This is a genomic window from Mycobacterium florentinum (genome assembly GCF_010730355.1).
Lineage (GTDB): Bacteria > Actinomycetota > Actinomycetes > Mycobacteriales > Mycobacteriaceae > Mycobacterium > Mycobacterium florentinum.
This window is the reverse complement of the sequence record NZ_AP022576.1, coordinates 1,526,912-1,545,078: the sequence shown is the minus strand read 5'-3', so window position 1 is coordinate 1,545,078 and position 18,167 is coordinate 1,526,912. Positions and strand designations below refer to the sequence as shown.

Here is an 18,167-nt window from a genome sequence, read left to right as displayed (position 1 = left end):
ATCAGGCGTGGCCGGATCCGCAGCCGACGCCCGGCAAACATCCAGTGCCGCCAGGAACGCCACCCGGGCCGGCGTTCTGGCCGCCGGAGCCACAGCCGACGCCCGGGATGCAGCCGGTGCCACCCGGACCGCCACCCGGACCGCTGAACTGGCCGCCGGAACCGCAGTTGCCGTTGGCGTCGCAGCCGCCGCCACCTGGGTCGTCCTTGAAGACGATGTGGGTGGGCGCCGGGCCGGACATTGCCGGAGCGGTCGCAAAACTATCCGCAGCGGCGATCGGTGCGGCGGCGATCGCCGCGGCAACGGCGCCGCCGACCACCAGTGGTTTCAGGAAGGTCAATTTCGCTAACATGCGACTCGCATACCACGCACGCGCGCGGACAAAACCTCCTGGAAAAGATTGATTGCAATCGACGTTCTTGGCCAGCGAACTTGGGCTCCCCACGAAACAAAAGGTTTACGAAGATGACATCACTGGATTTGACCGGCCGTACTGCGATTATCACGGGGGCTTCGCGCGGAATCGGTTTGGCGATCTCCCGACAGCTGGCGGCCGCGGGCGCCAATGTGGTGCTGACCGCCCGCAAACAGGAAGCGGCGGATGCGGCCGCGGCCGAAGTGGGGGAACGGGCGTTGGGCGTCGGCGCGCACGCGGTCGACGAGGACGCCGCGCGCCACTGCGTGGACCTCACTTTGGAAAAGTTCGGCAGCATCGACATCTTGATCAACAACGCCGGCACCAATCCGGCGTACGGCCCGCTGATCGACCAGGATCACGCGCGGTTCACCAAGATCTTCGACGTCAATCTGTGGGCCCCGCTGCTGTGGACATCACTTGTTGTCAAGGCATGGATGGGCGAGCACGGCGGCGCGATCGTCAACACCGCCTCCATCGGAGGGCTGCATCAGTCCCCGGCGATGGGGCTCTACAACGCCACCAAGGCGGCGCTGATTCACGTCACCAAACAACTGGCCCTGGAACTCTCGCCGCGCGTGCGGGTCAACGCGATCGCCCCGGGAGTCGTTCGCACCCGATTGGCCGAGGCGCTGTGGAAGGACCACGAGGATCCGCTGGCGTCGCAGATCGCGCTCGGTCGCATCGGTGAGCCCGCCGATGTGGCGAACGCGGTGGCCTTCCTGGTTTCCGACGCGGCGAGCTGGATCACCGGTGAGACGCTGGTCATGGACGGCGGTCTGCTGCTCGGTGGCGCGCAAGGCTTCCAGATGCGGTCCGGGAGCAAATCATGAGCACCGACGATCTCGACAGACGGATACAGGCGCTGCTGGACGAACACGACCCGGCGACCACCGAGCCGCGCGATTTTCTTGGCGCGCAATTCGACGCCGGGCTGGCCTGGGTGCACCTGCCGCAGGGCTTCGGCGGGCTGGGTCTGCCGCGCAAGGCACAGGAAACGGTGAACGCGCGGCTGTTCGCCGCCGGCGCGCCGGTGGGCGGCACCGCGAAGAACTTCATCGGAATGGGCATGGCGGCCCCGACCATCGCGGCCTTCGGCACCGACGAGCAGAAGCGAAAGTTCTTGCGTCCGTTGTTCACCGGCGAGCAGGTCTACTGCCAGTTGTTCAGCGAGCCGGGCGCCGGGTCGGACTTGGCCGGGGTGGCCACCCGGGCCGTCCGCGACGGCGACGACTGGATTGTCAACGGGCAGAAGGTATGGACGTCGATGGCGCAGCACGCGCAGATGGCCATCCTGGTTGCCCGCACCGATCCGACCGTGCCCAAGCACGCGGGCCTGACCTACTTCCTCTGCGACATGACGCAACCGGGCGTGGACGTCCGGCCGCTGCGCCAGATCACCGGTGAGGCCGAGTTCAACGAGGTGTTCCTCACCGATGTCCGGGTGCCCGACGCGAATCGGCTTGGCGCCGTGGGCGGTGGCTGGCGAGTCGCGACCACCACACTCAACAACGAACGGGTCGCGATCGGTGCCAGCTCCGGCGTTCCGCGCGAGGGCGGGATGATCGGGAAGATCACCCGGGCGTGGCGGGACGAGCCGGGGCTGCGCAACGCCGCGATGCACGACGAGCTGATGCGGCTCTGGGTCGAGGCGGAAGTCCTTCGGCTGGCTGGAGAGCGGCTCGGGCAGCAGGCCGTGGCGGGCCAGCCCGGCCCGGAGGGCGCCGGCATGAAGATCGCCTTCGCCAAACTGGCGCAAGCACTTTCGGGCTTCGACATCGAGCTGCACGCGGAATCCGGCCTACAGTACGACGACTGGACGATGCGCAGAACCGAAGTCGTCGACCTGATCGGTCGCGAACCGGGGTACCGCTACCTGCGGGCGCGCGGCAACTCGATCGAGGGCGGCACGTCGGAAATCTTGCGCAACACAATTTCTGAGCGGATTCTCGGCCTGCCCGGCGAACACCGCGTCGACAAGGATGCCGCCTGGAAGGATCTGGATCGATGAGCATCGGGGACCTGCTCTACTCCGACACCGAAGAGGCGTTGCGCAGCAGCGTGCGCCAGTTATTCGCCGACCAGTGCGCACCCGAGGTAGTAAGCCGGGCCTACGACCCAGCGCCGCAGGACTTTTCCAAGGTCTGGCGGCGCCTGGCCGGTGAGCTGGGAGTGGCCGGACTGCTGGTGCCGGAATCGCTTGGCGGTGCCGGCGCGAGTGCCCGCGAGGCCGCAGTCGTGATGGAGGAGATCGGTCGCGCGGTCGCGCCGGTGCCGTTTCTGTCCAGTGCGGTGCTGGCCACGGTCGCGCTGCTGCGGGCCGGCGAGACCGAAACCCTTTCCGCGCTGGCCCAAGGCGAGCTGACGGCGGCGCTGGTGGTGCCGCTGTCCACCGCGCCCGGCGATCCGATCGCGGGGGTGAGCAGCGGCGCCGACGGCCTGACCGGGTCGGTCACCAGCGTCGCCGGCGCCGCCGAGGCCGACGTGTTGGTGGTGCCGGTCGCGGGGGCCGACGGCCTCGAGTTGCACACCGTCTCGCGTAGCGCGGCCGGGGTCGAGGTGTCGCCGCTGCTGGCCCTGGACATGACGAGACCGCTTGCCAATGTCCAGTTTTCGGCCGCAACGTCGACCCCGGTCGGACCGGCGGACACGTCAGTGGCGGCCGCGCTGGAGACCGGCGCGGCACTGCTGGCATCCGAACAGCTCGGGTTGGCGCAGTGGTGTTTCGAGACCACGCTGGCCTATGTCAAGCAGCGCAAGCAGTTCGGCCGCGCGATCGGGTCCTATCAGGCGATCAAGCACCGGTTGGCGGATCTGTGGTTCGAGGTCGGTTCGGCGACGGCGGCGGCGCGCCACGCCGCGGACACGTGCGCTCGGGAAGACCCGGACGCCGGCATCGCCGCGGCCATCGCGCAGGCGTATTGCAGCGGCATCGCGGTGCACGCCGCGGAGGAGTGTGTGCAGCTGCACGGCGGCATCGGCATGACCTGGGAGTATCCGGCTCACCTGTACCTCAAGCGAGCCAAGAGTGATCAGTTGGCGTTCGGCACCGCCTACCGTCATCGGACCCGGCTGGCCGGTCTGGTCGACTTGCCGGCCGGCTGAGCGCCATGCGGGTCTTGTTGTCGACCTACGACACGCGCGGCGGCGTCGAACCACTGCTGGGAGTCGGGGTGCAGCTGCAGATGCTCGGCGCCGAGGTGGTGGTGTGCGCGCCGCCCGATGACGAATTCGCCGAGCGGGCAGCCGATTTCGGGATTCCGCTGGTGGGATTCGGTCCGTCGGTGCGCGAGGTGACGACCGGGGCGGCGCAGGCGTCGGAGGAGGACGTGCGCGCACACGTACTCGGGCTGCTCGACGCGCAGTTCGACACCGTCGCCGCCGCGGCCCAGGGCTGCGACGCGCTCGTGTCGACCGCCCTGGTGTGGACGGCGGCGGGCGCACGGTCGGTGGCCGACAAGCTCGGCATCCACTACGCATACGCGAGCTACCACCCCACCCACCTGCCGTCGCCGTATCACCCGCCGCCGGAGTACGTCGGCCGGGGGATGGGGACGAGCGAGCTGGACAACCGGGTGATGTGGAACCACAACGCCCGCAACGCCAATGCGTTGTTCGGCCCGGCGCTCAACGGCCACCGGGCGGCGATCGGTCTGCCCCCGGTGAGCGACGTGCGCGGCTACGCCTACACCGACCACCCCTGGCTGGCGGCGGACCCGACGCTGGGCCCCTGGCAGCCGCTGCGGGACCTGTCCGTCGTGCAGACCGGCGCCTGGGTGCTGCACGACGACCGCCCGCTCTCGGCCGAGCTGGAGGAGTTCCTGGACGCCGGCACGCCGCCGGTTTACGTGGGCTTCGGCAGCATGCCGCTGTGGGGTTCCAAGGACGCCGTGCCGATGGCGATCGAGGCCATCCGCGCCCAGGGCCGGCGCGTGCTGCTGTCCCGCGGCTGGGCCGACCTGGTCCCCGGCGATGACCACGACGACTGCATGGGCGTCGGGGAGGTCAACCAGCAGGCGCTGTTCGGGCGGGTGGCCGCCGTCGTGCACCACGGCGGCGCGGGCACGACGACGACGGCGGCTCAAGCCGGCGTGCCCCAGCTCGTCGTGCCGCAAGGGGCCGACCAGGTGTACTGGGCCTGCCGGGTGGCCGAGCTGGGCATCGGTACCGCGTGCGACGGCCCGACCCCGCCCCCGGGCTCGCTACCGGCCGCGCTCGAGGTGACGCTGGCCGACGACACCCGCACCCGGGCGAAGGCGGTGGCGGCGCAGACCCGCACCGACGGCGCGGCGATGGCCGCGAAGTTGTTGCTCGACGCGGTGAGCCGCGCAACGCCCTAGCGCGCCAGCGCCGAACCGAACAGCTCCGTCATCGCCTCCCAATGGCGCTGCGCCGCGGCCGCATCGTAGGGCGCGTTGTCGGGGACCGCGAAGCCGTGGGCGGCGGCGTACCACTCGATGGTGTGCCGCACGCCGGCCGCCGTCAGGGCCTTGTCGAGCTGTTCGGCGTGGTCGGTGGTGAACGACGCGTCGTTCTCGGCGCCGCCGACGTAGACCGTGGCGGTCATCCGATCGGCGAGCAGGTGCGGGCTGTCCGCGGTGTCGGATACCAGCCCGCCGCCGTGGAACGACGCCGCGGCCCCGACCCGGTCGGGAACCCGGCCGGCCACCATCACCGATATGCGCCCGCCCATGCAGTAGCCGCACACGCCGAAGCGTTCACCGAAAACCTCGGGGCGTGCCGCCAGGTAGTCGAAGAAGGCGCGGGCATCGCCGGTGATTTTGTCCGGCGTCAGGCTGCCGATCATCGAAAACAGCCGCTTGCGTTCCTGCTCGTCGCCGAACACGCTGGCCATGTCGAACGGCGCCCAGCCGGCGTTGCGGTAGTACACATCCGGCAGTAGCACCGCGTAACCGAATCCGGCGAGTTTGGCCGCCATTTGCTGGAACGTGTCGCGCACGCCGCCGGCGTCGGGGTACATGATCACGGCGGGATGCAGGGCTTGGGTGTCCGGACCGTCGGGGGTGAACAGATGGACGGTGCAGGTCCCGTCGGCGGTGGTGATGGTGTCGGTGATATTCGGCATGGCACCCGTTCTACTCCTGGGATCTGGACGTAAGCTTTCCGCGTGCCGATCCCCACGCCCTACGAGGACTTACTGCGCCTGGTGCTCGAGACGGGTTCGGCGAAATCGGACCGCACCGGCACCGGAACCCGCAGCCTGTTCGGCCGGCAGTTGCGCTACGACCTGTCGGCCGGCTTCCCGCTGCTGACCACCAAGAAGGTCCACCTCAAATCGGTGGTCTACGAGCTGCTGTGGTTCCTGCGCGGTGACTCCAACGTGAGCTGGCTACAGGAGCACGGCGTCACGATATGGGACGAATGGGCTAGCGACACAGGTGATCTCGGACCCATCTACGGCGTGCAGTGGCGATCCTGGCCGACCCCCTCGGGTGAGCACATCGACCAGATCAGCGCCGCACTGGAATTGCTGCGCAGTGACCCGAACTCCCGGCGCAACATCGTCTCGGCGTGGAACGTCGGCGAAATCCCGCAGATGGCGTTGCCGCCATGTCATGCGTTCTTCCAGTTCTACGTGGCCGACGGGCGGCTGAGCTGCCAGCTCTACCAGCGCAGCGCGGACCTGTTCCTGGGCGTTCCGTTCAACATCGCCAGCTATGCGCTGCTCACCCACATGATGGCGGCCCAGGCCGGTCTCGGTGTCGGCGAGTTCGTCTGGACCGGCGGCGACTGCCACATCTACGACAACCACGTCGAACAGGTGCGGACCCAGCTCGGTCGCGACCCACGGCCGTACCCGGAACTCCTTTTGGCACAGCGGGATTCGATCTTCGACTACACCTACGAAGACGTCGTCGTGAAGAACTACGATCCGCACCCGGCGATCAAAGCTCCCGTCGCTGTATGACATGCATCGGCTTGGTGTGGGCTCAGTCCACATCCGGTGTCATCGGCCGCAATGGCGACATTCCCTGGCACGTGCCCGAGGACCTGGCCCGCTTCAAGCAGGTGACGGTGGGCCACACCGTGGTCATGGGCCGGCGGACCTGGGACTCGTTGCCGGCCAGGGTGCGGCCGCTGCCCGGCCGCAGAAACATCGTCCTGTCCCGCCGGGCCGACTTCATCGCTGACGGAGCCGAAGTGGTCAGCTCCATCGACACCGCGCTGACCGACCCCGAAGCGTGGGTGATCGGCGGCGCCCAGATCTACCAGCTCGCGCTGCCCCAGGCCACCCGATGCGAGGTCACCGAGATCGAGATCGACCTGGTGCCCGACGGCGAGGACGCGCTGGCCCCGGTGCTCGACGAGACTTGGCTTGGCGAGACGGGGGAGTGGCAGGTCAGCCGCTCCGGGCTGCGGTACCGGTTTCGCAGCTATCGTCGACTCTGAGCGTTCGCCTTCGGCGGCGCGCCTGCGCCAGTGGCCCGCCCCTGACATACTCGACGGGGTCGGTGGGGTCGGCGCAATGCGGTTTACGGCATTTCCAGGGAGGGGAAATTGGCAGTGATCACCGAACCGGCGACGGCATTCACCCGCAAGTTCATCGGCTACGACTCGGCCGCGGTCGATGCGCACATCGAGATGTTGACCACCAAGCAGAATCTGCTGCTCAACGACGTCGAGAGCCTGAGGGCCCGGCTGAAGGACTCCGGTGAGGAAGCGGCCGCGCTGCGAAAGGAGGTCGCCCTGGTCACCGACACCTCACCCGCGCCGCACGCGATGCAACAACGGATGGCAAAGATGTTGGCGCGCACCGTCGACGAGATTTCCGAGATGCAGGCCGAGGCACGGGCCGAGGCGGCGGCGCTGATCACCGCGGCCGAAGCCGAGATCGAGGCCGAGCAACGCCAGCACCACGAGGTGCTGGCGGACATGGCCGCGCAGCAAAAGGCGATGGAAGCCGAATACCGCGAAACCAAGGAAACGCTCGAAGCCGAATTGGCCGGCATGCGCGACGACGCCCAGCGGGCGCGTGAGCAGCTGCTCGCTGACGCCAAGGAGCGCATCGACCGGGATCGAAAAGAGGCCCGCCGCGCGGTGGACGCCGCGAGCGAGCAACGCATCAAGGTGCTGGAACAACTGATGGGCGTCTACCGCGACCTGGAAACGGTTCCGGCCGCGCTCGAGTCGGCGTACCGCGATCAAGGGAATCCGGCGCAGGCCGGCGCCGCGGTGCCGGAGGACGAGAAGGTCGGCGCGGGGTGAGCCTGCGCTGAGAGCGGCCGGTTGACCGGTATTCTCGGCGCGTGTCGATCAGGCGGCTGACCGCCGCACAGGCCCGGCGGATAGCCGTTGCGGCCCAAGGGTTTACCGAGCCGCGACCCGGCGGCGAGATCACCCGCGCACACCTGCGCCGCCTGATCTCGAGAATTCAAGTGCTGCAACTGGATTCAGTTTCCGTTGCGGTGCGTGCCCACTACGCGCCGGTGTTCAGCCGGCTCGGCCCCTACGACCGCGACGTGCTGGACCGGGCCGCCTGGGGACCCCGTTCGTCGCGGCTGCTGGCCGAGTACTGGGCGCACGAGGCCGCGTTGATGGCCGTCGACGACTGGCCGCTGTTGCGCTGGCGGATGCGCGGTTACCGGCACGGCCGATGGGGCACCCACATCGTCAAGGCCAATCCGCAGCTCGCCGACAAGATCGTCGACGCCGTCGGCGAACTCGGGCCCAGCACCGCCGGACAGATCGAGGCCCATCTCGAGGCCGAAACGCCCGGACCCAGGGGGAGCTGGTGGGGCAGTCGCAGCGACACCAAGTGGGTCGCGGAGGCGCTGTTCGCCTCCGGGGTGCTCACCACCGCCACCCGGGTCGGGTTCGCCCGCCACTACGACCTGGTGGAACGGGTGCTACCGGCCGATGTGCTGGCCCGCGAGGTCGACGACGCCGACGCCATCCGCGAGCTCAGTCTGCGCGCGGCCACCGCCCTGGGTGTGGCCACCGAGGCCGACATCCGCGACTACTTCCGGCTGACCGCGCAGCAGGTCAAACCCGCCATCGCCGAGCTGGTCGCCGCCGGCGAGATCGAGCGGGTCCAGGTCGACGGCTGGCCCGCGCCCGCGTATCTGCGCGCCGGCCGAACGGTGCCGCGCGTGGATCGCGGCACCGCGCTGCTGTGTCCGTTCGACCCGTTGATCTTCTTCCGGCCCCGGGTCGAGCGGCTGTTCAATTTCCACTACCGCATCGAGATCTACACCCCGGCCGCCAAGCGCCGGTACGGCTATTACGTGTGGCCGCTGCTGGTGGACGGTCAGCTGATGGCCCGGGTCGACCTCAAGGCCGACCGCACCGCCGGCACGCTGCGGGTGGTGGGCGCGTTCGGCGAGGCCGGCGAGGACGACCGAGTGCCGCGCTCCCGGGTGGCCGCCGCGCTGGCCGGCGAGCTGGAGTCGATGGCGTCCTGGCTTGGGCTGGGCGGATTTACCGTTTCGGGCCGCGGCGATCTGGCCGCCGAGTTGCGCACCGCCGCCAAGCGGGTCAGCTGATGGCGACCGACAAGGAACTCAAGGCCACGCTGTGGAAGGCGGCCGAGAAACTACGCGGTTCGGAGTCCGCGAGTCAGTACAAGGAGGTGATCCTCGGGCTGGTGTTCCTCAACTACGCCTCCGCGTCGCGCTGGAACATGTTGGCGGACAACGCAAAAACCGCCAACATCGGTCGGCTCGTAAACGAGGCGATGGACGCCGTGATGGCCGCGAACCCGGCCTTGGCCGGAACGCTGCCGCTGATCTACGAAAACCTCGACCAGCGCCGGCTCGGTGAACTGGTGCACCTGCTCGACGGCGTGACATTGCGCCCGCAAGAGCGCCCCCGCGACCTGATGGGCCAGGTCTACGAGTACTTCCTCGGCAATTTCGCTCGCGCGGAAGGGAAACGGGGCGGGGAGTTCTTCACACCGCCGAGCATCGTGCGATTGATCGTGGAGGTTCTGGAACCGGCGGGCGGACGGGTGTACGACCCGTGCTGCGGCTCGGGCGGGATGTTCGTGCAGACCGAGAATTTCATCGCCGCCCACGATGGCGACCCGAAGGATGTCCGCATCTACGGTCAGGAGGGCGTCGAACAGACCTGGCGAATGGCGAAGCTGAACCTCGCCATCCACGGGATCGACAACGCGGGCCTGGCCCGGGGCGACACGTTCGTCGACGACCTGCACGCCGGCGTTGCGATGGATTACGTGATGGCCAATCCGCCGTTCAACATCAAGGATTGGGCCCGCGATGAACACGACCCGCGGTGGCGCTTCGGTGTGCCCGCCGCCGGCAACGCCAACTACGCCTGGATACAGCACATCCTGGCGAAGCTGGCACCGGGCGGCAAGGCGGGCGTGGTGATGGCCAACGGCTCGATGTCGTCGAACACACTCGGGGAGGCCGACATTCGCGCGCGGATCGTCGACGCGGACCTGGTGTCCTGCATGGTCGCGCTGCCCGCGCAGTTGTTCCGCAGCACCGGAATACCCGTGTGCCTGTGGTTCTTCGCGACCGACAAAGGCGATCGGTCCGGGCAGGTCCTGTTCGTCGACGCCCGCGGCCTCGGCCATCTCGTCGATCGCGCCGAACGCGTACTCAGCGACGAGGACGTCGTCCGCATCGGCGACACCTATCACGGTTGGTGCGGGTCGGAGTCGGCCATCGCGAAGGGCATTGGCTACCAGGATATTCCGGGATTCTGCAGGTCCGTGTCGCTCGACGAGATCACCGCCGCGGGTTATCTACTCACACCGGGTCGCTATGTTGGTACCCCGGCGCCGGGCGAGGATGCGGAGCCGGCCGACGAGAAGATCGCGCGGCTGACCCGGGAGCTTATGGCGGCGCTGGATGAGTCGGCGCGAATGGAGACGGTGGTGCGAGAGCAGGTGCGTCGGCTGTGCTGAAGGCAACGCTCGGCGAGTATCTCGACTTCCGCACCGGAAGCGGCTCGCCGGCGCGGGTGCCCGATGGGCGATTTCCCGTGTACGGTGCCAACGGCGCGATCGGTTATGCGGCACAATCGAATGCGAGCGGCCCACTGATCGTCCTCGGTCGCGTCGGATCTTATTGCGGTAGCGTGCGTTACTGCGATTCCGATGTGTGGGTCACCGACAACGCGCTGGTGTGCCGCGCCAAGGAGCCCGCGGAGACCCGCTATTGGTATTACGCGCTGCAAACCTGCCGGCTGGGCGATCACCGGGCCGGATCGGGGCAGCCGCTGCTCAATCAGGCGATTCTGCGCGATGTTTCGGTGCCGACGGTCCCGGGCCGTCAGCGGCAGCGGATCGCCGCCCTGCTCGGCGCCTTCGACGACAAGGTCGCCGCGAACGAACGCGTGATCGAGGCCGCCGAGCGGCTGATGCTCGCTCTCGTCGAACCGGTTTCGGACCGGGTGCCGCTGTCGATCCTGGCGCAACGCTGCATGGTGACACGCGGTCCGCGGCAATTCGACGACGTCGTCGCGCATTTCAGTCTTCCGGCATTCGACGACGGCGCCACACCGCAGCGCGTCGAGGGCGCATCCGTGAAAAGCGGCAAGCTCGTGCTATCCGAGCCGTGCGTGCTGTTCGCCAAGATGAACCCGCGGATTCCGCGCATCTGGAATGTGGTGCAACTGCCTTCCGAAATGGCAGTGGCGAGTACGGAATTCGTGGCGCTCAAACCCAATGGTGTGGGCACCTCGGCGCTGTGGGCCGCGCTGCGGCAACCCGATGTCTCGCAGCGACTGCGGCAGCAGGTCGGCGGAACGTCGACCAGCCGCCAACGCGTAGCGCCGCAAGACCTGATGGATGTTGCGGTGCGCGACGTCCGGTGCCTGACCGCCGATGCGGCGCAGACGATCACCGGTCTGGGTGAGCTGTGTCACGCGCGGCGCAGCGAATCCCTGCGGCTGTCGGGTTTCCGCGATGCCCTGCTGCCGTTGCTGATGTCGGGCCAGGCCCGGCTAAGGTAAGCGCCGTGGCCGAGACCGCGCCGCTGCGCGTACAACTGATCGCCAAGACCGAGTTCTTGGCGCCGCCGGACGTGCCGTGGAGCACCGATGCCGACGGCGGGCCCGCACTGGTCGAGTTCGCCGGCCGCGCCTGCTATCAGAGCTGGGCGAAACCCAACCCCAAGACCGCGACCAATGCCGGCTACATCAAACACATCATCGACGTCGGCCACTTCTCGGTGCTCGAGCACGCGAACGTCTCGTTCTACATCACCGGCATTTCGCGGTCGTTGACCCACGAACTGATCCGGCACCGGCATTTCTCCTATTCGCAGCTCTCGCAGCGCTACGTGCCGGAGGTGGACTCGCAGATCGTCGTGCCGCCCGGCTTGGAGGACGACCCAGAACTGGAACAGATCCTGGCCGCGGCCGCCGACGCCAGCCGCGCCACCTATACCGAACTGCTGGCCAAGCTCGAAGCCAAGTTCGCCGATCAGCCCAACGCCGTGCTGCGCCGCAAGCAAGCCCGGCAGGCGGCCCGCGCGGTGCTGCCGAACGCCACCGAAACCCGCATCGTCGTGACCGGGAACTATCGGGCGTGGCGGCACTTCATCGCGATGCGCGCCAGCGAGCACGCCGATGTGGAAATCCGGCGCCTGGCCATCGAATGCCTGCGCCAGCTCGGCGCGGTGGCACCGGCGGTTTTCGCCGATTTCGAGATCGCCGCTCTTGCCGACGGGACCGAGGTCGCGACCAGTCCGTTAGCCACCGAAGCCTGAGCCGGGCGGCGCGAATTCGAGTGTGCAAGCTCGGCGTCGCGTGTGCGTCCCGGGTGGCCCCGCCCGGCGTGTCGCCACCCTAACCGCACAGACGAAACCCTCAGCGCACAATCGAGGGCCCGCGCACCGCGGTCCTGAGCCGCGCGGCGGCGAAATCGGTTTGGCACCGCCAGGTAATCTGGGTGCGTGAGTTCCGTCGGATTCGATGCCCGCGCGCGTCTGGGAACCTTGCTGACCGCAATGGTGACACCGTTCGCCGCCGACGGCTCGCTTGACACCGCCGCCGCGGTCCGTGTGGCAAATCACCTGGTCGACGCCGGCTGCGACGGCCTGGTCGTCTCGGGAACCACCGGCGAGTCGCCGACCACCACCGATGACGAGAAGCTCGAGCTGCTGCGCGTGGTGCTGGAGGCCGTGGGCGACCGGGCCCGCGTCATCGCCGGCGCGGGCACCTACGACACCGCGCACAGCATCAAGCTGGCCAAGGCCTGCGCGGCCGAAGGTGCGCACGGGCTGCTCGTGGTCACGCCGTACTACTCGCGGCCACCGCAGCGCGGGCTGATCGCACATTTCACCGCCGTCGCCGACGCGACCGAGCTGCCGGTGCTGCTCTACGACATCCCGCCGCGCTCGGTGGTGCCCATCGAGCCGGACACCATCCGCGCGCTGGCGGCGCACCCGAACATCGTCGGGATCAAGGACGCCAAGGCCGACCTGCACAGTGGCGGCCAGATCATCGCCGAGACCGGATTGGCCTACTACTCCGGAGACGACGCGCTCAACCTGCCCTGGCTGGCGATGGGCGGGATCGGCTTCATCAGTGTGATTTCGCACCTGGCCGCCGGCCAGCTGCGGGAGTTGTTGTCCGCGTTCAACTCCGGTGATGTCGCGACCGCCCGCAAGATCAACGTGTCGCTCGCCCCGCTGTGCAACGCGATGAGTCGCCTGGGCGGGGTGACACTGTCCAAGGCGGGTCTGCGCCTGCAGGGCATCGACGTCGGCGATCCCAGGCTGCCGCAGGTGCCGGCGACGCCGGAGCAGATCGACGCGCTGATCGCCGACATGCGTGCGGCCTCGGTACTCAGGTGATCGACAGGTGAACGAAGACCTCAGCCCGCCAGGTCCGTTGACCGCAGGTGGGTTGCGGGTCACTGCGCTCGGTGGCATCAGCGAAATCGGCCGCAACATGACGGTTTTCGAGCACTTGGGCCGGTTGCTGATCATCGACTGCGGCGTGATGTTTCCCACGCACGACGAGCCCGGCGTCGACCTGATCCTGCCCGACCTGCGCCACATCGAAGACCGGCTCGACGACATCGAGGCGCTGGCCCTGACGCATGCGCACGAGGACCACATCGGGGCGATCCCATTCCTGCTCAAGCTGCGGCCCGACATCCCGGTCGTCGGCTCCAAGTTCACCCTGGCGATGGTCGCGGCCAAGTGCCGCGAGCACCGCATCAAGCCGGTGTTCGTCGAAGTCAAAGAGGGACAGAGCAGCCATCACGGCGTATTCGACTGCGAATACTTCGCGGTGAACCACTCCATCCCGGATGCCTTGGCCATCGCGGTGTACACCGGCGCGGGAACGGTATTGCACACCGGTGACATCAAGCTCGACCAAACCCCGTTGGACGGCCGGCCCACCGATCTGCCCGGCATGTCGCGGCTCGGCGACGCCGGGGTGGATCTGTTCTTGTGCGACTCGACCAATTCCGAGCATCCCGGTGTCGGGCCGTCCGAAAGCGAGGTGGGCCCGACCCTGCACCGGCTGATCCGCGGCGCCGAAGGCCGCGTGATCGTGGCCTGCTTCGCGTCCAACGTCGACCGGGTGCAGCAAATCATCGATGCCGCAGTGGCTTTGGGCCGACGGGTGGCGTTCGTCGGGCGGTCCATGGTGCGCAACATGAGCATCGCCCGGGACCTGGGATTCCTGCGAGTCAACGATTCCGACCTGATCGACATCGGGGCGGCCGAGATGATGGCGCCCGAGCGGGTGGTGCTGGTCACCACCGGTACTCAGGGCGAGCCGATGGCGGCCCTGTCCCGGATGTCGCGCGGCGAGCATCGCAGTATCACGCTGACCGCGGGGGATCTGGTCGTGCTGTCGTCGTCGCTGATCCCCGGCAACGAGGAGGCCGTCTACGGCGTCATCGATGCGCTGTCCAAGATCGGCGCCCGAGTGGTCACCAATGCCCAAGCCCGGGTGCATGTTTCGGGCCACGCCTACGCCGGCGAGCTGCTCTTCCTGTACAACGGGGTGCGGCCCCGCAATGTGATGCCGGTGCACGGCACCTGGCGCATGCTGCGTGCCAACGCCAAGCTGGCCGCTACCACCGGGGTGCCGGAGGAGTCAATTCTGTTGGCCGAGAACGGTGTCAGCGTCGATCTGGTCGGGGGCAGGGCGTCGATCGCAGGGGCGGTGCCGGTCGGCATGATGTTCGTAGACGGGCTGGTCACCGGCGATGTCGGCGACATCACGCTGGGGGAGCGGCTCATTCTGTCGGAGGGGTTCGTCGCGGTGACTGTGGTGGTCACCCGCGGCACCGGGCGCCCGGCGGCGACGCCGCATCTGTATTCGCGCGGATTCTCCGAGGACCCCAAGGCGCTCGAGCCCGTGGTGCGCAAGGTCGAAGAAGAGCTGGAAGCGCTGGTCGCCAACAACGTGACCGACCCGAACCGGATCGCTCAGGGCGTGCGGCGCACCGTCGGCAAATGGGTGGGCGAAACCTATCGCCGGCACCCCATGATCGTGCCGACCGTCATCGAAGTCTGACCTGTCTCAACGAAATGAAAACTGCTGCAGTACTTTCCGGTGTCCGTTTAGGTCACGCCGAGGATGCTGCTCAGCGAGCCGGTGATTTCGGCGAGCGACGTGACCAGGCGCTCTTCCTCGGCCTCGTTGGTCGCGGTCGCCGCGGCGGCTGCTTTCTGCAGCGCGCCGTTAATGCGCTCCTCGACGGTCTCGGCGCCCAGCCTGAGCAGGCCCGGTTCGATGGTGAGGTCGGTCAACACCAGCTGGCCGTTCAGGGTGACTGTGACGGTTTCGGTTTCGTCGGCGGCCGTGAAGGTACCGGTGTCCGTGCGATGCAGATGGTCGTCGAGGACCGACTGAAACTGTTGTGCTTGGCGCAGCGCCTCGGCGACCTGGGGGTGCATTTGGGCGGTCATCACTGGCGTCCTTCCTTGTCGGGCAGCAGCATTGATGCGGGGTTCAACTGGTCACGTTTTCGGTCCAGATTTCCTCAAGTTTAGAGTGACTTTTCCGTTCCGAGCGCAGGTATTTAACGGAAGTTTTTTTAAGTGAATCTGATTTTCAGTTGCAATTGATGCGCCGAAAAATTGGTGCCGTAACCACACTGAGGGCGGGGTTACGCTGAGCGTGCGACACGATGACCTGGCCCATCGTGCACACAATCTGAACGCGTGAAGGGAATCTCCGATGTCTGTATTTGCTGCTGCCGCGAAGGTCCTTGCCAGCCTGGCCGCCCTGGGTCAACAAGGCACGGGCCTGGGCCTCGATTTCAGCGGTTGGAGCGGATCCGAACCGGGCGCAGAAGGTTATGCGGCGACGGCGACCAATACCGCGGGCGACATTGGGGGCCTGGTGGCTCCTTTTACCGGGAAGATGATTGCGGGCTATTTCAAGTCCCTATCTCCGCTCGCCAGGATGAATCTGACAAACCAGATGGGCGGACCGCAGGGCGCCAAAGAGTTCGCCAAAGGGCTCAGCATCATCTCCTGGACCATCACAGCCGTCCAACTCTTGCAGCTGACGACCGGATTCGGGACACCGTATGACGGAGCTTCCCTGAAAACCGGGTCACAGCAATTCACCACGCTCGCCGAGCAGCTGAAGTCTGCTCTTCCCGACGCCGGGTGGGAGGGTGAGGCTTCGGAAGCCTATGCCGGTCAGGACAAGTCGTTGCAGAATATCGCGCAGACAATGGCCGACCTGGATAACCAGCTGGCGGCCCTGGTGAAGAATCAGGCCGACTGGGTCACCCACATGCATTTGGCTTTCGGCATCCTCAACGATGTCCTGTTGGCGGCTCTCGTCATCGAGGTGATCCTCACGTTTACTGTGCCGGCGCCGGCCGGCCCCGTGGTCGCCAAGGTCTTCGCGATCACGGTTGCGAGTTTGGGGATTTCGGCTGCTGTCGCGTTTCTGGGCACCTTGCTCGGCTATTCGATCGAAAACGGTAAGAAGGCAGATGCGCTGGCCGACAGCTACGCGGCGATGGCCGCGGGGACCGTTCATAACGATTCGGTCGCTGAGTCGAAGGTGGCCGCGTTGGGCGGGTCGACGGTGTCGAGCTTCGAGGCCGTCTCGGCCCGCCTGTCCGACACGCCCGTCAGTGCCGGCGGGCCGACCGCGTCGCCGCCGGCGGCCGACGAGCGCGTGGAGCAACGCGGGCGCCCAGACGTTTCGCTGGGCGCGGCCGGTCCCGGCGGCGCCCCAGCACCCGCGGCACCCGCAGCGGCACCCGCGGCGGCCGCCGCACCGGACTACGCGTCGGTGTCCACGCCGACGGGCACCATGCCCACGCTGGTTCAGGCGGCCGCAATGTCGGGACAGACCACCAGCTTGTCCAGCCGGGTATCCAAGCCCGAAAGCCTGGTCAACCAGGCCAAGATGCAGCTGGCGGATATCGCCGGCATGGTCGCGCAGGAGCGCGAGCCGGTGATGCCCGAGCTCCTCACCGAAGAAGCCGCGGGCGCGGGTTACGCCGCCGCGGGTGCGAGCCCGGTCGGGCCCGCACCCATCGAGGTCGAGGTAACGCGCGATGAACCAGCCCAGCGGCCGACCACAGTGTGATCCAGCAAAACAAGACTTAAGGAGAAGTAGTCATGGCTGACCTAGCCGTCACACCCGAACACCTCGACACGTTGGCGAAGAAACAAGACCAGGCGGCCACCCAGGCCACGACCGCGGCATCGGCGGGCTCCAATGTGGAAGTCGCCACCTGGGTCACCCACGGCATCATCAGCGGGGCATCCAATGTGGCTTTCACCAGGGCTGCGGCCGCGCGGAAAAAGACCGCCGATGCCGTGAGCAAGGCGTCGACCGATCTGGCCGGCAAGCTGCGCACGGCGAAAACCGTCTATGGAAGCGCCGACGGCGAAGCGAGCGAGAACATCGACCGACAGCTCCTGGATCGCTGATCAACGACGCGTTACGTCTTCTCGGCGTAGGCCGACCATTCCAGTTGCGACGCTTTGAGTTTGCGGCCGGTGGGCTCGACGTAACGCGCGACCAGTTCATCCGGTCCGGCTTGCTCGACCAGCCGCCAACCGTACTCGGCGATGAAGTCGGCGACCTCGTCGGGCTCGATGCCGAAATGCCAAAGTTGTTGGCGCTTGCGGACTTTGCGATACAACGTGCGGGTGCTATACAGATTGGTCCCGTCGATGAAGTCGCGGCGGACGTAGGTGAACACCAGCCGGCTGCCCGGCGCGGCCGCACGCAGGCCGTCGAGTGTTCGCCGCACGCCGTCTTCGGTGAGGTACTGCGTGACGCCTTCGCAGACGAAGAAGGCCCGGTAATCGGTGTGATAGCCGTGCTCGGCCAGCGCGGTGAGCAGGTCGTCGCGCTCGAAATCCAAGGCCACCAATCGAACCGAGAGGGGTGGACCCCCCAGCACCCTTCGTACCGCCTGGGCCTTGCGGGCGATGTTGACCGGCAGATCCACTTCGAAGACCGGCATGCGGACCTGCCGGTTCAGCAGGTAGGCGCGGGTGTCGAGTCCGGCGCCGAGGATCACCACCGCTTTGATGTCGTCGAGCGATTCGGTGATCTTGTCGGCGATGAAGCGCTTGCGGCAGGCCAGGTTTGCCCACAGTCCGGGGCCGGCCCATTCCGATCCGCGGATCATCAGGCGCCGGATCGGCGCCGCCCGGGTAGTGGCGACCAGCCAGCGCAGCGGGGCCGGCAGGAAGAGGTCCGCGAGGTCGTCGTCGACCAGGCGGCGCCCGGCCGGTTCGTTCTGCTCGACGGCGGCCAGCACCATCGGGCCAAAAGCGGTCTGTGCAGCGGGGTTTCGCGCCATGGC

19 protein-coding genes are annotated in these 18,167 nt (G+C 67.6%); 15 read left to right on the top strand and 4 right to left on the bottom strand.

What is annotated here, in order from left to right; all coding sequences use genetic code 11:
* Window position 1 precedes the first annotated feature (1 nt).
* On the bottom strand, window positions 2-331 hold the full coding sequence (locus G6N55_RS07280; RefSeq protein ID WP_085227120.1) for a PE-PGRS family protein: 330 nt from the start codon (window positions 329-331) through the stop codon (window positions 2-4).
* A gap of 134 nt (window positions 332-465) precedes the next feature.
* On the opposite strand from G6N55_RS07280, the gene G6N55_RS07275 reads away from it, so the two are divergent.
* From G6N55_RS07275 to G6N55_RS07260, 4 genes are read left to right on the top strand one after another with little or no spacing between them, the layout of a single operon-like run.
* On the top strand, window positions 466-1,248 hold the full coding sequence (locus tag G6N55_RS07275; RefSeq protein ID WP_085226616.1) for an SDR family oxidoreductase: 783 nt from the start codon (window positions 466-468) through the stop codon (window positions 1,246-1,248).
* The gene (locus G6N55_RS07270; protein ID WP_085226618.1) at window positions 1,245-2,426 is read left to right on the top strand and encodes an acyl-CoA dehydrogenase family protein; all 1,182 of its coding nucleotides are present in this window, start codon (window positions 1,245-1,247) and stop codon (window positions 2,424-2,426) included. The genes G6N55_RS07275 and G6N55_RS07270 overlap by 4 nt, the downstream gene beginning before the upstream one ends.
* On the top strand, window positions 2,423-3,520 hold the full coding sequence (locus G6N55_RS07265) for an acyl-CoA dehydrogenase family protein (RefSeq protein WP_085226620.1): 1,098 nt from the start codon (window positions 2,423-2,425) through the stop codon (window positions 3,518-3,520). The genes G6N55_RS07270 and G6N55_RS07265 overlap by 4 nt, the downstream gene beginning before the upstream one ends.
* Window positions 3,521-3,525: 5 nt before the next feature.
* Window positions 3,526-4,755, top strand: coding sequence for a glycosyltransferase (locus G6N55_RS07260; protein ID WP_085226622.1), 1,230 nt, complete (start codon window positions 3,526-3,528; stop codon window positions 4,753-4,755).
* Here G6N55_RS07260 and G6N55_RS07255 read toward each other — a convergent pair.
* The gene (locus G6N55_RS07255; RefSeq protein WP_085226624.1) at window positions 4,752-5,501 is read right to left on the bottom strand and encodes a dienelactone hydrolase family protein; all 750 of its coding nucleotides are present in this window, start codon (window positions 5,499-5,501) and stop codon (window positions 4,752-4,754) included. The two genes, G6N55_RS07260 and G6N55_RS07255, sit on opposite strands and share 4 nt — an antisense overlap.
* 42 nt (window positions 5,502-5,543) lie before the next feature.
* Here G6N55_RS07255 and G6N55_RS07250 point away from each other — a divergent pair, with 42 nt between their 5' ends.
* The 9 genes from G6N55_RS07250 to G6N55_RS07210 all read left to right on the top strand — a co-directional run bounded on the left by G6N55_RS07250 (window position 5,544) and on the right by G6N55_RS07210 (window position 14,890).
* Window positions 5,544-6,344, top strand: coding sequence for a thymidylate synthase (locus G6N55_RS07250; protein WP_085226626.1), 801 nt, complete (start codon window positions 5,544-5,546; stop codon window positions 6,342-6,344).
* Window positions 6,341-6,826: a dihydrofolate reductase gene (locus tag G6N55_RS07245; RefSeq protein ID WP_085226628.1), complete on the top strand. Its 486-nt coding sequence runs from the start codon at window positions 6,341-6,343 to the stop codon at window positions 6,824-6,826. The genes G6N55_RS07250 and G6N55_RS07245 overlap by 4 nt, the downstream gene beginning before the upstream one ends.
* A gap of 114 nt (window positions 6,827-6,940) precedes the next feature.
* Complete coding sequence (locus G6N55_RS07240) at window positions 6,941-7,642, top strand: cell division protein DivIVA (protein WP_085226629.1); 702 nt, start codon at window positions 6,941-6,943, stop codon at window positions 7,640-7,642.
* A 41-nt stretch (window positions 7,643-7,683) separates the two neighbouring features.
* Complete coding sequence (locus tag G6N55_RS07235) at window positions 7,684-8,919, top strand: winged helix-turn-helix domain-containing protein (RefSeq protein ID WP_085226631.1); 1,236 nt, start codon at window positions 7,684-7,686, stop codon at window positions 8,917-8,919.
* Window positions 8,919-10,310, top strand: coding sequence for a class I SAM-dependent DNA methyltransferase (locus tag G6N55_RS07230; protein WP_085226633.1), 1,392 nt, complete (start codon window positions 8,919-8,921; stop codon window positions 10,308-10,310). The genes G6N55_RS07235 and G6N55_RS07230 overlap by 1 nt, the downstream gene beginning before the upstream one ends.
* Window positions 10,307-11,359, top strand: coding sequence for a restriction endonuclease subunit S (locus G6N55_RS07225; RefSeq protein ID WP_085227122.1), 1,053 nt, complete (start codon window positions 10,307-10,309; stop codon window positions 11,357-11,359). The genes G6N55_RS07230 and G6N55_RS07225 overlap by 4 nt, the downstream gene beginning before the upstream one ends.
* Before the next feature lie 5 nt (window positions 11,360-11,364).
* Window positions 11,365-12,117: an FAD-dependent thymidylate synthase gene (thyX, locus tag G6N55_RS07220; protein ID WP_085226635.1), complete on the top strand. Its 753-nt coding sequence runs from the start codon at window positions 11,365-11,367 to the stop codon at window positions 12,115-12,117.
* Between the two features lie 186 nt (window positions 12,118-12,303).
* Window positions 12,304-13,206, top strand: a complete 903-nt coding sequence (dapA, locus tag G6N55_RS07215) for a 4-hydroxy-tetrahydrodipicolinate synthase (protein WP_085226637.1) — start codon at window positions 12,304-12,306, stop codon at window positions 13,204-13,206.
* A gap of 7 nt (window positions 13,207-13,213) precedes the next feature.
* Window positions 13,214-14,890, top strand: a complete 1,677-nt coding sequence (locus G6N55_RS07210) for a ribonuclease J (protein WP_085226639.1) — start codon at window positions 13,214-13,216, stop codon at window positions 14,888-14,890.
* A 47-nt stretch (window positions 14,891-14,937) separates the two neighbouring features.
* Here the strand turns inward: G6N55_RS07210 and G6N55_RS07205 are convergent, their stop codons facing one another.
* Window positions 14,938-15,285, bottom strand: coding sequence for a YbaB/EbfC family nucleoid-associated protein (locus G6N55_RS07205; RefSeq protein ID WP_085226641.1), 348 nt, complete (start codon window positions 15,283-15,285; stop codon window positions 14,938-14,940).
* Window positions 15,286-15,556: 271 nt separating this feature from the next.
* Here G6N55_RS07205 and G6N55_RS07200 point away from each other — a divergent pair, with 271 nt between their 5' ends.
* A complete protein-coding gene (locus tag G6N55_RS07200; RefSeq protein ID WP_085226643.1) occupies window positions 15,557-16,933 on the top strand; it encodes an EspA/EspE family type VII secretion system effector in 1,377 nt (458 codons plus the stop codon).
* 32 nt (window positions 16,934-16,965) lie between these two features.
* A complete protein-coding gene (locus G6N55_RS07195) occupies window positions 16,966-17,280 on the top strand; it encodes a type VII secretion target (RefSeq protein WP_085226645.1) in 315 nt (104 codons plus the stop codon).
* A gap of 11 nt (window positions 17,281-17,291) precedes the next feature.
* Here the strand turns inward: G6N55_RS07195 and G6N55_RS07190 are convergent, their stop codons facing one another.
* Window positions 17,292-18,164 (bottom strand): SAM-dependent methyltransferase, encoded by an 873-nt coding sequence (locus G6N55_RS07190; protein ID WP_085226647.1) that lies wholly within the window; start codon window positions 18,162-18,164, stop codon window positions 17,292-17,294.
* Window positions 18,165-18,167: the final 3 nt, after the last annotated feature.